The following is a 12330-nucleotide window of genomic DNA, read 5'->3' as shown; positions in this document are numbered from 1 at the left end:
CCCGGGAGATTGGAGTGTGGCCTGACTCAAGCGACGGAAGAAATTCGTCTCGCTGGTCGGCCGTGAGAGATCTTGTTTGCGGAGGTCTTTGCCGCTTGTGAGATATAAGATACCTGCCTGTGTGTACCCATGTACAGGCTTGTTGGAATGATTTTGGGAAGTTTTTATTTCGAGGAAAACGGGCGAGAAAGTCGGTTTGTAACTAGAAAAGAGGACGCGCGATGAGGAAGGAGTTTAACCGCGGATTACGCGGTTCACTTCTCTTGGAATGTGAGAGAGCGGGTACCTGATTCGCACGCCCAAGCGGACTTGGGCGTGGCACCCGTTGGATTGGGGTTGTTGGTGAGTGTTGGGCGTGGGGAACGGAATTGGTGTTGTTCTTTTTATTTGCTGGAGGGATCGATTGATTGGTCTGTTTGTAGTTGCTTTAGATCCTCAGGCGTATCGACGTCCTCTCCCAGTTCTTCGACAGTGACATCGAACGGCGGATAGCGCTGAGCAAGGACGTTGAGCCCCTCGTGCTCGGCGAGGTTGAAGACTTCTTCTGTCAGTTTCCACGGAAAGAGCGCGGGATGACCGTGCTTCCCTCCGCTGGAAGGGCGAACGATCTGGCCGGGCATGTTTGCGGCCACCTTAAGAACCTGGTCGATCGTTGCCGTCGAAAGGGTCGGCATGTCGGCGGGGGCGATCAGCCAGGTATCGTCCGAGGTGGGCTCAAACGGTTCTTGGATCATGCGCAGGGCGACTTGGATCGAACCTTTCATGTCGACCGGGCGTGGATCGGCGAGGACGATGTGGACCGGAAGAACTTGCAGTAACTTCTGCAACTCGGTTCGACTCTGTGGAATGACCACGAAGATGTGATCGACCTGCGATGCTTGCCAGGCGGCGATCACCGTTTCCAGAATGGTCGAGTCCTTCCAGCGCAGCAGCAGCTTATCGGTCCCCATCCGGCGGCTTTCACCGCAGGCCGGAATGATGGCGAAGCTGCGTGCTGCACTACTCATGGCTGTGGTCGATTACGGTGCGAGACTAGCTGTGCGACGATGCTGATGGCGATCTCTTCGACGGTGCGGGAAGCGATGTCGAGACCGACCGGGGCGTGGACCTTGTCGAGCTGCTCCTGGGTGATTCCTTTTTCGAGCAGGTCGTCGTAGATCAGGCGGATCTTCCGCTTACTGCCGATCATGCCCAGATACGCCAAGGGGCGTTTCAGCAGATGGTACAGGCCGATTTCGTCGTGGTTGTGCCCTCGGGTGACAACCAGGCCGTAGGCACCATCGCGCAGGGGAAGCTTCGGAAGCACTTCCTGAAACTTGCCAGGCACACGCCGCATGGCGGTCGGGAAACGCTCGGGGGTGATCACTTCCGCGCGGTCGTCGACGACGGTGACATCGAAGTCGACCCAGTGAGCCAGTTTGGCAACGGCCTGACCAACATGCCCACCGCCGACAATCACTAATTCGCAGCGAGGCAGGATCGGGACGAAGGCCACGTTCTGCTCTCGATAGAAGAGCGGCCGGCCTGTCAGCGGACGCAGTGCCTGGGCGGCGATTCCCTTTGCATCGCGGCAATGGCTGGCGTCTCCTTGGGTGGCGATGATCGCACCGGTTGGTGATAGGAGTACCATGCCAAAGTTCCGCGGCGCGTGGTCGCGCGGATCGGCGGCGATAGCGAGCGTGCCGCCGAGGTTTGAGGTGATCGCTGCGAGAATCGACTCGAAGAAGTCGACCTTGTTGTGGGGTGTGAGGGGCTCGATGATCACTTCCATGCGTCCGCCGCAGATCAGACCGTCGTCCCAGCCGTAGTCGTGATCGAGGATGAACTCGACGACGGTCCCCTCCCCTGCTTCAAGGAGCTCGATTGCCCGGCGTTTGACTTCCGCTTCGACGCAACCGCCGCCTAACGTACCGACCTGCTGTCCGCTGGGGTATACGAGCATCGCCGCGCCCGCCTTTTGGGGCGTGGAACCGCGGGTATCGATCAGCTGACAATAGGCAGCCGCTTTGCCGGCCGGGATATCGGTAACCAGGGCTTGAAGGACGTCGCGCATGCAGGGTCTTCGAGTAGGACGATGGAAATGGGTGACTGTATGGTAATGGGTACGATGGGCCGGAGACCAGTGGCAAGCGTTGCCGCGAATCTTGCCAGAGTGATTGACCGGGGGCATTTCCGTTTTTACATTCCAATATGTCGTTAGATCATTGGATATTGCTACCTTCGTTGGAAGAATATTGTCATGCGTTTCATTTTGTCGATCACTCTGTTCGTTGTTTTGCTACTGGGCAACCGTGCCTGGGCTCAAGAAACGGCTGCTCCTGAAAGTGTGAAGCCAGGGATCAATGATTCGTTTCTCGACCCAGAGTTGGATGTCGAGTCGTACGTGAAGCGGTTTGAGGTTGAGAGCCGCGAGGTCTTTGCGGCCAGGAACGAGATCGTCGAGCGGATGAAGCTTTCGCCGGGGGACCGGGTGGCCGATATCGGTACCGGCACCGGGCTGTTCGTCGAGCCGTTTTCCGAAGCGGTTGGCGAGAAAGGCTGGGTCTACGCGCTGGATATCGCTCCGAAGTTTGTCGAGCGGGTCGAGAAACTGGCCGAGATTCGCAGCTTAAGCAATGTGACGCCGGTACTGTGCGGGCAGGATGATATTCGTCTGGCACCGGGCAGCATCAATGCCGCATTTATCTGCGATGTGTATCACCACTTTGAATACCCCGAGCAGTCGCTGGCCTCGATTCACAAAGCGATGTCGCCCGGCGGCAAGCTGGTGGTGATCGACTTCAACCGCATCCCAGGCGAATCACGGGAGTGGACGATCAACCATGTGCGAGCGGGCAAAGAAGTCTTCCGTGCCGAGATCGAAAAGGCAGGCTTCCGATTCGTGAACGAGGTGGAGGTTCCTTCGTTCAAAGAGAATTACTTCCTGCAGTTTGAACGGAAGTAAGGAAGAGGAAGGCTAACCGCGGATTACGCGGATGGGCGCGGATAAAAGATCCGAAAGATCCGGGGTGCCACCCTCAAGCGGACTTGGGCGTGGCACCCGGCTCGCTAAGATCACGCATCGCTTACGCTGGGGCTAGGACTTGCACCTTCATATCGGTGACCATGTCTTTGACTTGCTCGCGGTACTCGTTCATGTGCGGGGCAACGAGGTGAGCTTGAAGGTGCTCGACCGATTCCCAGGCTTCGACAACGGTGACGGTGTTGTCGCGGGGGCCTTCCTGCACGTCGCCGAGGCTTGCGTCGACGTCGATCGTGGGTCCGTAGGTGATGCAGCCATCTTCTTCCAGTACCTTCGGAACCAGTTCGTGGAATGCTACCAGGAAGGCGTCGCGGGTGCCAGGATTCAGGTTGATAGTTGCGATGACGTGGATCATGGTGCGCATAGTCTCTTTCTGGGGTCTTAAGTGGCGGGTGGCTTACTTGCTGTTCTTCTGGGCAGCGGATCGTTTCTCGGTGATCTCGATCGCTTTGAGAATGCCGCGGGCCTTGTTGAGCGTTTCCTGATATTCCATTTTCGGATCGCTGTCGGCGACGATCCCGGCCCCAGCCTGAACGTAGGCGATGCCGTCTTGAATGACGATCGTTCGCAGGGCGATACACGTATCCATGTTACCACCGTAGTCGATGTAGCCCACCGCACCGGCGTAAGGGCCGCGGCGATTGGGTTCGATCTCGTCGATGATTTCCATGGCCCGCACTTTGGGTGCGCCCGATACGGTACCGGCCGGCAAACAGGCCGCCATGGCGTCGAACGCGTCTTTCCCTTCCGGCAACTCGCCGGTGACGTTCGAGGTGATATGCATCACGTGGCTATAGCGTTCGATAGCCATCACATCGGAAAGCTGGACGCTGCGGTACTTGGCTACGCGGCCGACGTCGTTGCGTCCCAGGTCGACCAGCATCACGTGTTCGGCACGTTCTTTCGGGTCGGCCAGTAGTTCTTCGGCCAAGTGGGCGTCTTCCGCTTCGGTCAAACCACGCGGACGAGTGCCAGCCAGCGGGCGAACGGTAACCGTGCCATCCATCACGCGGACCATGATCTCTGGCGAACTGCCGACCAGGGTGGTTTCGGGCGTGCGGAGGAAGAACATGAACGGGCTGGGGTTCACGATCCGTAGCGTGCGGTAGATCTCGAATGGGTCGCTCTGGATGTCGACTTCCAGGCGTTGGCTGAAGACGACCTGAAAGATATCACCGGCCACGATGTACTCGACACATTTGCGAACGGCTGCTTCGAAGTCTTCCTGAGTGAAGTTCGAGCGGTACGCGATCGTGGGGTAGCCGGCCAGATCGATGTCGGTCGGGGTGAGGGTCGGGTCGTGCTTGGTCAGCTGAGCGACAATCTCTTCGGCTTGCTGACAGGCAGCGTTATAGATGGCCTGATGATCGTTGGGTTTGCCCTGGGGGCACTTGGCCATGACGATAACGTAGGCCGTTTTGGTGACGTTATCGAAGACGACCAGGTTGTTGTAGAAGCCGAACGAAAGGTCTGGCAGGTGGCGATCATCCTGGGGGGCGTTGGGAAGGTTCTCGACGTAGCGCACGACGTCGTACCCCGCGTAACCAATCGCGCCACCGTTAAACGGGGGGAGCCCTTCGATGTGGGCGACGTTGCCGGTATCCAGCCGCTTGCGGAGCTCTTCCAGCGGGTTGGCACTGGTGAAGGTCTCGGTTCCCTCGTTGCTGGTGATGGTGACTTGATCACGTGTCGCGCTGAGATGGTATTCGGGATGAATTCCGATAAAGCTGTAGCGGCCCACCTTCTCGCCACCGACGACACTTTCAAACAGGCAAGCTGGCTTGCCGTCGTCTAACTTGTGAAATGCCGAGACCGGGGTCATCGAATCGCTGATCAAGCGCCGATAAACGGGAATAATCTCGAACTTTTCCGCGAGCTTTTCGAACTCGGAGAATTCTGGGAGGTACGGCATAAGTCAGGTGTCTGCCAAAGGGTAGTGCTTGCCAATCCGTTGGAGGAGACGCGACAGGCATCGTAAATGTTCACGCCTGCCGGAAATCGGTCTCTGGTAACATTGAACGGCATGGCGTCTAATCTTGACACCCCCCTTGGCGTCGATAGAATCCAGAATAATCCTCTCGCGTTATCTCTAATCGCGAATTGGATTTACGTTAATCGGCCAGCCAGCTGCTAGGGTCGGTTAACGAGGACAAGACAAACCAGCGGCTTAAAACCCACGTGGGAGGAGGCGATTTTTCGTCATGAAATGTCAACAATGCGAAAAGCCCGCCACGTTTCATATCACGGAACTTACCGGCGAGAAGCCGCATGAGCTGCACTTGTGCGAGCAATGCGCGCAGTCGTACCTGACGCAGAACCCCTCGGGTGGGATGCCGATTCAGCCTTCGCTGGCCGGCATGCTGCATCACCAGTTGAAAGTGGCCGACACGGCCAAGGAACTGGCCAAGCTGGACGAGCAGGTTTGTCCGATCTGCGGCATTAGTTTCTATGAATTCCGCAACCAGGGGCGGCTCGGCTGTCCGCACGACTATACCTGCTTCGGCAGCGAGCTCGATCCGCTGATCGTCAATATCCATGGCGATACACAGCACAGCGGCAAGCATCCCAAGCATCATCGGCAGTCGTCGCAAGATCAGACGCGGTTGATTCAGCTGCACAACGACATGAAAGCAGCCATCGAGAAGGAAGACTACGAGCGTGCTTCCCAAATACGGGATGAAATCCGTAAGATTGAGGAAGGCGAGTCCTAAGCTTACACTGTGGGACAGCATACACTGTAAGCCCGCGACGACGGCTCGAGCTGAAATACCCAACTGGAGAGTGAAGGTACAATTTAAGTGGAACTCAAAGAATTGGCATGTCGATCTGGCGAATGGATGCGCGGTAGCGGGCCTGAGTCCGATATCGTGATCAGCAGTCGTATTCGCCTGGCTCGCAATCTGGCTGAGTTCCCCTTCATTCGCCGCTGCTCGCCGCAAGATCGCAAGTCGATCGAGAAGATGGTGCACGACCGTCTCCAGGCGATCCCCGGTTTCAACACGCTGTATTACCTGCGTGTCGATGAACTGGCCCACGTCGATCGCCAGTTTTTGACCGAACGTCAGTTGATCAGCCGCGAACATGCCGAGGCTGAAGGTGCCCGCAGCGTGGCGATCGATAACGACGAACGCTTAAGCGTGATGATCAACGAAGAAGACCACCTCCGCATTCAAGTGATGAAGAGTGGTCTCGATTTGCACAGCGCCTGGCAACAGATCAACGAAGTGGACGACCAGCTGGAAAGCAAGCTGAGCTATGCGTTTCACGAACGGCTCGGCTATTTGACCGCCTGCCCTACCAACGTTGGCACCGGCATGCGAGTGAGCGTGATGCTGCACCTGCCGGCCCTGGTGATTACCAACCAGATCGAGAAGGTGTTCCGCAGCCTGCAGAAGATCAACCTGGCCGTGCGTGGTCTGTACGGCGAAGGGTCACAGGCCATGGGTGACTTCTACCAGATCAGCAATCAGATCACTCTCGGCAAGTCGGAAGAAGAGCTGATCGGCCAGGTGAGCGGCGTGGTGCCAATGATCATCGAGTACGAACGCAAGGCCCGCGACTTCCTGATCACGCAGAACCGCGAAGACCTGCACGACAAGATCAGCCGAGCCTACGGCATTCTGTGTACGGCCCAAACGATCAGCAGCGAAGAAACGATGCACCTGCTTTCCAGCGTGCGAATGGGCGTGAACCTGGGGCTGATCGACGACCTGGCGATTTCCGACATCAACAAGCTGTTCGTCGAAACGCAGCCGGCTCATTTGCAGAAGCTGCGTGGCAACGAACTGGACACGGCCGGTCGAAACATCGAACGGGCTCTCTACTTGCGGCGCTATCTGCAAGATCGAGGAAAAGAACACCGCGACGAACGAAATTAGGGTTCGCGGTCGATTTTCCTGAAAGATTTCTATAGACTCGGCGAATAACTTGTCGAAATCACGCTGCGCGCTCAACTCATGTCCCCTCACCCTCTTCCCCCGAGTACGGTGGAGAGGGGACCGGAACATTGTGGCGTCGTGCAGGTAGCGAACACCAACTCATCCTCTACTTGTTACCTATGCCTACGCTACTGCCAGAAAGCATAGTTCTGCTGGCCGCCGATGCCATTGATGGAATTACCATCGTGGTGGTCGTGTTGTTCATGCTGGGCGGAATCTTTTCGGAGCATCTTCAGGGAGGCTTGCGTAGTGCGTCGATGATTCGCCTGGGCAATAAGAAACGGGACCTCAGCCGGATGGAATTGGCGCTGCAGTCGATCCAAGAGGCGGACCCCAAGTTTGACTTAAAGAACTTCTGCATCGCGGCGACCGGCGCATTTCTGGAGTTCGACAAGGCTCTGGACAGCGGCGACCTGAGCGACATCCGTTCATTTGTTTCCGATGGAATCTACCAGCGAATGGCCTTTGCGCTGGAGGAAGAGGCGAGCCTGGGGCGTACGCGGAAGACTACTGAGTTGAAGCTCACCAGCCTTTCGCCGGTCGAGATCACGTCTTCCAAGAACACCCAGAACGCGTTCGAGGTGATCTCGCTGCGGATCAATGGCTCGGCCGTTCGGCAGTACCGCATGAAGCAAGACGGCACGGATGTGATCATCGAAGAACCCGAGCCGATCGCGGAGGTGTGGACCTTCTTGCGACGCCGCGGGGCGCAAACCAAGTCGAAGGACTTCGGTTCGGTGCATGGTCATTGTCCCAACTGCGGAACTGACATTTCAGTGAACCAGTGGGAGAAGTGCCCTTCGTGCGAGAGCACCGTCCGTTCCGGCGAACATGACTGGGTCCTTTCCGAGATCTCGGATCAATCGTCGTGGAAGATCACCCGGCCGTTCAAGATGAGCAGTGCGACCCGCTACTGGATCAAGCAGGACCAAGGCTTCAGTTCGCATTACCTGGAAGACCGCGCGAGCGTGATCTTCTTTCGCAAGTTCCTGGCCGACCGCCTGGGGGTGATCGATCCGCTGGGGAAGGTCGCGACCGATCGCTTTTGTGACGGATACGAAAAGAAGCTATTGCCAGATAGTTTCGGCCGGCGCACGGTTTACATCCATCCACGAATCCTGGCGGCGGATGTTTCTGGCGTGATTGCGGAAGAGCCATTCGATCGGGCCCTGATGTACATTCGCTGGACGGCTCGCCGCGGCACGATCGATCGTCACGGCGAATTGGAACTGGAACGAGATCCGGTGCAGGTGAGTACGATGATGGTTCTGGTTCGTCAGCACGGAGCGAAGACGCGCATCGAACGCACGATCACCAGTTCGCATTGCCCCAAGTGTGGTGCCCCGGAGTCGAATAACGCTTCGCATGCCTGCGAGTTCTGCCATACGGTACTCAACGATGGGGCTCTTGAATGGACGCTGGCCGACGTGTTGCCGTTCACCTCGACCGCGGCGATGGCCCTGCGAAAGAAGGCATACGAAGGGATCGAAACGAAGATCGCCGTGTTGCCGTTCGATACCGGCGAGGATGCCCCGATCGAGCGCGTGGTGATGATGGAACAGACGCTGCCCGAGTTCACCAAGAGCGAGATGGAAGGGGTGCAGATCGACGGCGTGGCCCCAAAAGTGGCCGTGCGCGAAGACGATATTACGCTCTGCCAGCTACTAGGGGAAGTCGCTGGTGGGCTGCATATCTCGAAGGCCGACGCAAAGGATTTTATTCGCGAGGTGGCTAGAAAGTGCGGGATCGATAACGCCGCGCTCGTCAAAGCGATGCGACGACGCGAGAAGCTCGATCGCCGCCGGTTGAAGGACGTGAACTCGCAGGTCCTCAAACGCTGGCTGATGGCGATGATCGACGTGAGTTTAATCGATAGCCGCATGGAGGCCTGGGAAAAGGTCTACATCAACGCGACCGCGGTTGAGTTGGGGCTGAGCCGATACGATGTGGAAGCGGCCCTTCGGATACGGACGCTTCAGTTAGAAGAGTGGACCGAAGGGATGCGGAGCGTCGACATGTTCTCGTGGGTCGTGTACATGGCCGCCGCGGATGGTCGTTTCGATCCGAAAGAGATCGAGCAGTTAAAGCAATTGGCCGCCGACTATGGGATCTCTCACAAACGCTTGAAGGAGATGTGCATCGCCGCCAAGGAGAACAAGCTTGAGGTCAGTGTCCCGGAAGATCAGACGATCGGCCAGTTCTGGCTGGTGAAGATGATCGACATGGCCTTTGCCGACGGCAGCGTATGCGCGAAAGAGAAGAAGGTTTTAGGCAAGGTCGCCAAAAAGATCGGCCTGACCGACTACGATTTGACCCATCTCATCCGCCGCCGCCAAGCGGTGTTATACAAGCAAGCCCGCGAGGCCCTACGCGAGAAGTCGACCTCGGTAGACGGCGAACTGCATTTGAAAGCCGACTGGAAGGACTAGTCGTTCTTTCATGTGTGCTGGGTGCCACGCCCAAGTCTGCTTGAGGGTGTCCGATAATTCAAATCGTATAAAACCCCGAGAAAATGGGCATACCAGAAGCACTCTAGCGACGGGTTCAACCAATAGGAAACTCGCTGATTGCTAAACGGCTATACAGTATGCTTTTTCCGGAATTGAATTATCGGACACCCTCAAGTCTGCTTGAGCCTGCGAATATGACAGGACCATGCCTACGAAGACGTAGGCATGGAGGCTAGTTCCGGGCACTCGATCTGTCGTGACGACTAGTCTTTTTTCGTCAGCTTGGCCCGTAGATCGGGGATGATCGAACTGGGGACGAACTTTTCCAACTGTTCGTCGTTGGCCAGCGGGGTGATCTGCTTGAGCAGCGAGCTGGAAACGTGGCCGTATTCTTCATCGGCCATGAGGAAGATCGTTTCGATCTCGCTATCGAGCTTGCGGTTGGCCATCATCATTGTGAATTCACCGGCGATATCAGTCAGAGGGCGAATACCGCGAATCATCACCCGCGCGCCCACACTGCGAACGAACTCGACCGCCAGGCCGTCGAACGTGCGAGCTTCGACGTTGGGCATTTCGGCCGTCACACGCTGAACCAGGTCGACGCGTTCGTCGGGGCTGAAAAGGCCTTTCTTATCGGCATTGATGCCAATACCCACGATCAAGCGATCGACGAGTTGGCTGCTGCGCTCGATCAGGTTGAGGTGCCCCAGGGTGATGGGGTCGAACGATCCAACGTAAACGGCGATGCGGTTGCCAGCGGTCATCGATTCAGTCCAGGTGTTTTCTATCAAGGGGTTGGGGCTACGACTTATCGAACGTCGTGATGTAGTTGCTGAAGACCCAGCGTGCGATGGCGAAATAAACAAACTGAGCGACTTGAAAAGCGACTCCCAAGCCAACACCGATGGCCATGAAGATCATCATGAAGGTCTTGACCATCTCGGCTGCCTGCGGGTTGGGTGTCTCTGGCATGACGAGCGTACTTTCCATGATGTTCCAATTGGCTATCTGCATGAGCACGGTCGTAATGGTGTTCCCAACAATCAGTACCATCGCAAAGATGAACGTGTTGTTGAGGAGGCGATAGTCGGACACCTCTCGCCGTCGCAGACATTGGATGCTGCCGTACAGCAGCAAAACACCGACGGCTAGTGACGCAAACGCCAAGATAATAAGCGGAATGAAATAGGTTTGTGTTACCTCGGCCATCTTGGCTTGCATTTCCGCCTGCATTTCGGCTTGCATCTTAAACTGAGGATCGTCCGAAGGGGGCGTGAAATTGAATCCACCTGGCGAAACCACATGCATAATGAGCATGGGAACCGCACTGAGGAATCCCAACAAATACAACAGAGCCAGAATGATGGCGATCACGACGATAATCGTGATCTTCTTCGGCCGGGCTGGCTCGCTGGGAAGCACTTCGGCCAGTACTTCCTCTCGATCGGTGAAGTCAACCATCCGCTTTTCCATGTAGGGTAAGGCAATGCAGGCGTTTGTCAGTTGAAAGCTTAATCCACGGCGGCTAGGGTTTCTAGCAATCGCTGGATATCGGCCTGATTGTTGTAAGCGTGCGGGCTGATGCGAGCAAAGTCGCCGCGAACGCTAAAGTTTACCCCCATTTTCTGACCTGCCGCGCGAAGGTCTTGGGGAGACTTGCCTGGGACTTGGAACGAGACGATGCCTGAACGTTCGTCCCCGAGACGACTGGGCAGGATCTTAGCGCCAACGCTTTCGAGTTGTTGGCAAGCGTAATCGGTGACTTCCAGCACGCGCTCGCCAATCGCTGAAGCTTTGGGACCGGCACCATACTCGAGCAGCAGATCCAAGCTGGCTCCCAGGCCGATCAAGCCAGGCATGTTCTGCGAACCTCCTTCATAGCGGGCCGCGCTATCGCGGAACGTGAGGTCGATCTTGTCGAAGTTCTTTCGCCCGGCGACGCTGTTCCAGCCGATGCCGATGGGATGCAGTTCGCTGAGCAGTTCCCGCTTCACGTAGAACACCCCTGCCCCCTCTGGGCCGAGCATCCATTTGTGGCCATCGGCCGAGAGGAAGTCGATGTCGGCGTCGCGAACATCCAGCGGAAAGACACCCATCCCCTGGATGGCATCGAGGAAGAACAACGCCCCGGCGTCGTGCGCGATCTGGGCGACTTGTTTCGGATTGATCCGCCAGCCGGTCTTGTAGCTGACCCAGCTGATCGACAAGAGACGGGTACGCTCGTCGCAGGCCTCGGCAATTCGGTTCAGATCAGGCTGGACGCCGTCGACCGGAATGACGCGGACTTCGACCCCCTTGGATTGTTGATGCAGCCATGGATAGAGATTCGAGGGGAACTCGTTCCCGAGCACCACCAAATTGTCCCCTGGCTTCCAGGCGAGCCCTTCGGCAACGAGGTTAATGCCGTGTGTCGTGTTGCTGACCAGGGCAATCTCTTCGTTTTGGGCACCAATAAGTTTGGCGGCCGACTGGCGGGTGTTCTCGATCGCTCGTTCCCAGTCGAGCCAGACTACATCCCCCTCTTGGGCGGCCTGATCGCACCAATTTTTGATTGCCTGGGCCGTTGTTTGCGGCAATGGAGCGACAGCGGCGTGGTCGAAATAGGCCCATTTCTGGGTCACTGGCATCGCCTGGCGGAAGGACTGCCAGCGAGAATCATCAGAAAACGTCATGAAAAGGTTCTTTTAAGATCGACTGAAAGACTTGTTGGAAATATAGTTACGTCGTAAATTAGGACGTTTTTCACTGGGCCGGTTTCCAGCCAATTTTAAGACTTTTCCATTCATCCCACACCATCACTGCGTCGGATAACGCCTGTCGCGTGACCCTTGATCTGGCAGATTGTGCACTCTAGGTGACATTGCCTAAGCTTGAGGTATACTGGATGGACTAGATAAATTGGTCAAAATTTGTCTTT

11 protein-coding genes are annotated in these 12330 nt (G+C 56.7%); 4 read left to right on the top strand and 7 right to left on the bottom strand.

Translation table 11 applies throughout. The annotated features are described in order from the left end of the window. Positions 1–383: 383 nt before the first annotated feature. Together C5Y96_RS22490 and C5Y96_RS22485 are read right to left on the bottom strand one after the other, a co-directional pair. Entirely contained in the window at positions 384–1007 is a 624-nt protein-coding gene (locus C5Y96_RS22490; RefSeq protein WP_105358100.1) for an NTP transferase domain-containing protein, read from the bottom strand. Then, the gene (locus C5Y96_RS22485; protein WP_105358097.1) at positions 1004–2053 is read right to left on the bottom strand and encodes an XdhC family protein; all 1050 of its coding nucleotides are present in this window, start codon (positions 2051–2053) and stop codon (positions 1004–1006) included. Before C5Y96_RS22485 ends, C5Y96_RS22490 begins: the two co-directional genes overlap by 4 nt. A gap of 186 nt (positions 2054–2239) precedes the next feature. On the opposite strand from C5Y96_RS22485, the gene C5Y96_RS22480 reads away from it, so the two are divergent. Next, positions 2240–2944: a class I SAM-dependent methyltransferase gene (locus C5Y96_RS22480; RefSeq protein ID WP_105358094.1), complete on the top strand. Its 705-nt coding sequence runs from the start codon at positions 2240–2242 to the stop codon at positions 2942–2944. A gap of 121 nt (positions 2945–3065) precedes the next feature. Here the strand turns inward: C5Y96_RS22480 and C5Y96_RS22475 are convergent, their stop codons facing one another. Continuing rightward, positions 3066–3377 (bottom strand): putative quinol monooxygenase, encoded by a 312-nt coding sequence (locus C5Y96_RS22475; protein WP_105358135.1) that lies wholly within the window; start codon positions 3375–3377, stop codon positions 3066–3068. A 42-nt stretch (positions 3378–3419) separates the two neighbouring features. Beyond that, on the bottom strand, positions 3420–4934 hold the full coding sequence (gene trpE / locus C5Y96_RS22470) for an anthranilate synthase component I (protein WP_105358092.1): 1515 nt from the start codon (positions 4932–4934) through the stop codon (positions 3420–3422). Between the two features lie 289 nt (positions 4935–5223). On the opposite strand from trpE, the gene C5Y96_RS22465 reads away from it, so the two are divergent. The 3 genes from C5Y96_RS22465 to C5Y96_RS22455 all read left to right on the top strand — a co-directional run bounded on the left by C5Y96_RS22465 (position 5224) and on the right by C5Y96_RS22455 (position 9389). Continuing rightward, on the top strand, positions 5224–5733 hold the full coding sequence (locus C5Y96_RS22465) for a UvrB/UvrC motif-containing protein (protein ID WP_105358089.1): 510 nt from the start codon (positions 5224–5226) through the stop codon (positions 5731–5733). A 126-nt stretch (positions 5734–5859) separates the two neighbouring features. Continuing rightward, positions 5860–6900 carry a protein arginine kinase gene (locus C5Y96_RS22460; RefSeq protein WP_105358086.1) on the top strand — a complete coding sequence of 347 codons (1041 nt, stop codon included), beginning with the start codon at positions 5860–5862 and terminating at the stop codon, positions 6898–6900. Positions 6901–7028: 128 nt separating this feature from the next. Then, positions 7029–9389, top strand: a complete 2361-nt coding sequence (locus C5Y96_RS22455; RefSeq protein WP_146115769.1) for a TIM44-like domain-containing protein — start codon at positions 7029–7031, stop codon at positions 9387–9389. A gap of 284 nt (positions 9390–9673) precedes the next feature. Here C5Y96_RS22455 and coaD read toward each other — a convergent pair whose 3' ends face one another. The 3 genes from coaD to C5Y96_RS22440 are packed head-to-tail and all read right to left on the bottom strand — an operon-like array spanning position 9674 to position 12085. Further along, positions 9674–10177, bottom strand: a complete 504-nt coding sequence (gene coaD / locus C5Y96_RS22450) for a pantetheine-phosphate adenylyltransferase (protein ID WP_105358081.1) — start codon at positions 10175–10177, stop codon at positions 9674–9676. Between the two features lie 37 nt (positions 10178–10214). Continuing rightward, complete coding sequence (locus C5Y96_RS22445; RefSeq protein ID WP_105358079.1) at positions 10215–10874, bottom strand: hypothetical protein; 660 nt, start codon at positions 10872–10874, stop codon at positions 10215–10217. A 50-nt stretch (positions 10875–10924) separates the two neighbouring features. Further along, the gene (locus C5Y96_RS22440) at positions 10925–12085 is read right to left on the bottom strand and encodes an aminotransferase class V-fold PLP-dependent enzyme (RefSeq protein WP_105358076.1); all 1161 of its coding nucleotides are present in this window, start codon (positions 12083–12085) and stop codon (positions 10925–10927) included. Positions 12086–12330: the final 245 nt, after the last annotated feature.

This window comes from Blastopirellula marina (genome assembly GCF_002967715.1).
Classification (GTDB): domain Bacteria; phylum Planctomycetota; class Planctomycetia; order Pirellulales; family Pirellulaceae; genus Bremerella; species Bremerella marina_B.
The sequence above is the reverse complement of the archived record's forward strand: the minus strand, read 5'-3'. Positions and strand labels throughout refer to the sequence as shown.

Excerpts from the sequence above, each read along its gene's own strand:
- C5Y96_RS22490 (WP_105358100.1), bottom strand. The coding sequence starts at position 1,007 with ATGAGTAGTGCAGCACGCAGCTTCGCCATCATTCCGGCCTGCGGTGAA.
- C5Y96_RS22485 (WP_105358097.1), bottom strand. The coding sequence starts at position 2,053 with ATGCGCGACGTCCTTCAAGCCCTGGTTACCGATATCCCGGCCGGCAAA.
- C5Y96_RS22480 (WP_105358094.1), top strand. The coding sequence starts at position 2,240 with ATGCGTTTCATTTTGTCGATCACTCTGTTCGTTGTTTTGCTACTGGGC.
- C5Y96_RS22475 (WP_105358135.1), bottom strand. The coding sequence starts at position 3,377 with ATGATCCACGTCATCGCAACTATCAACCTGAATCCTGGCACCCGCGAC.
- trpE (WP_105358092.1), bottom strand. The coding sequence starts at position 4,934 with ATGCCGTACCTCCCAGAATTCTCCGAGTTCGAAAAGCTCGCGGAAAAG.
- C5Y96_RS22465 (WP_105358089.1), top strand. The coding sequence starts at position 5,224 with ATGAAATGTCAACAATGCGAAAAGCCCGCCACGTTTCATATCACGGAA.
- C5Y96_RS22460 (WP_105358086.1), top strand. The coding sequence starts at position 5,860 with ATGCGCGGTAGCGGGCCTGAGTCCGATATCGTGATCAGCAGTCGTATT.
- coaD (WP_105358081.1), bottom strand. The coding sequence starts at position 10,177 with ATGACCGCTGGCAACCGCATCGCCGTTTACGTTGGATCGTTCGACCCC.
- C5Y96_RS22445 (WP_105358079.1), bottom strand. The coding sequence starts at position 10,874 with ATGGTTGACTTCACCGATCGAGAGGAAGTACTGGCCGAAGTGCTTCCC.
- C5Y96_RS22440 (WP_105358076.1), bottom strand. The coding sequence starts at position 12,085 with ATGACGTTTTCTGATGATTCTCGCTGGCAGTCCTTCCGCCAGGCGATG.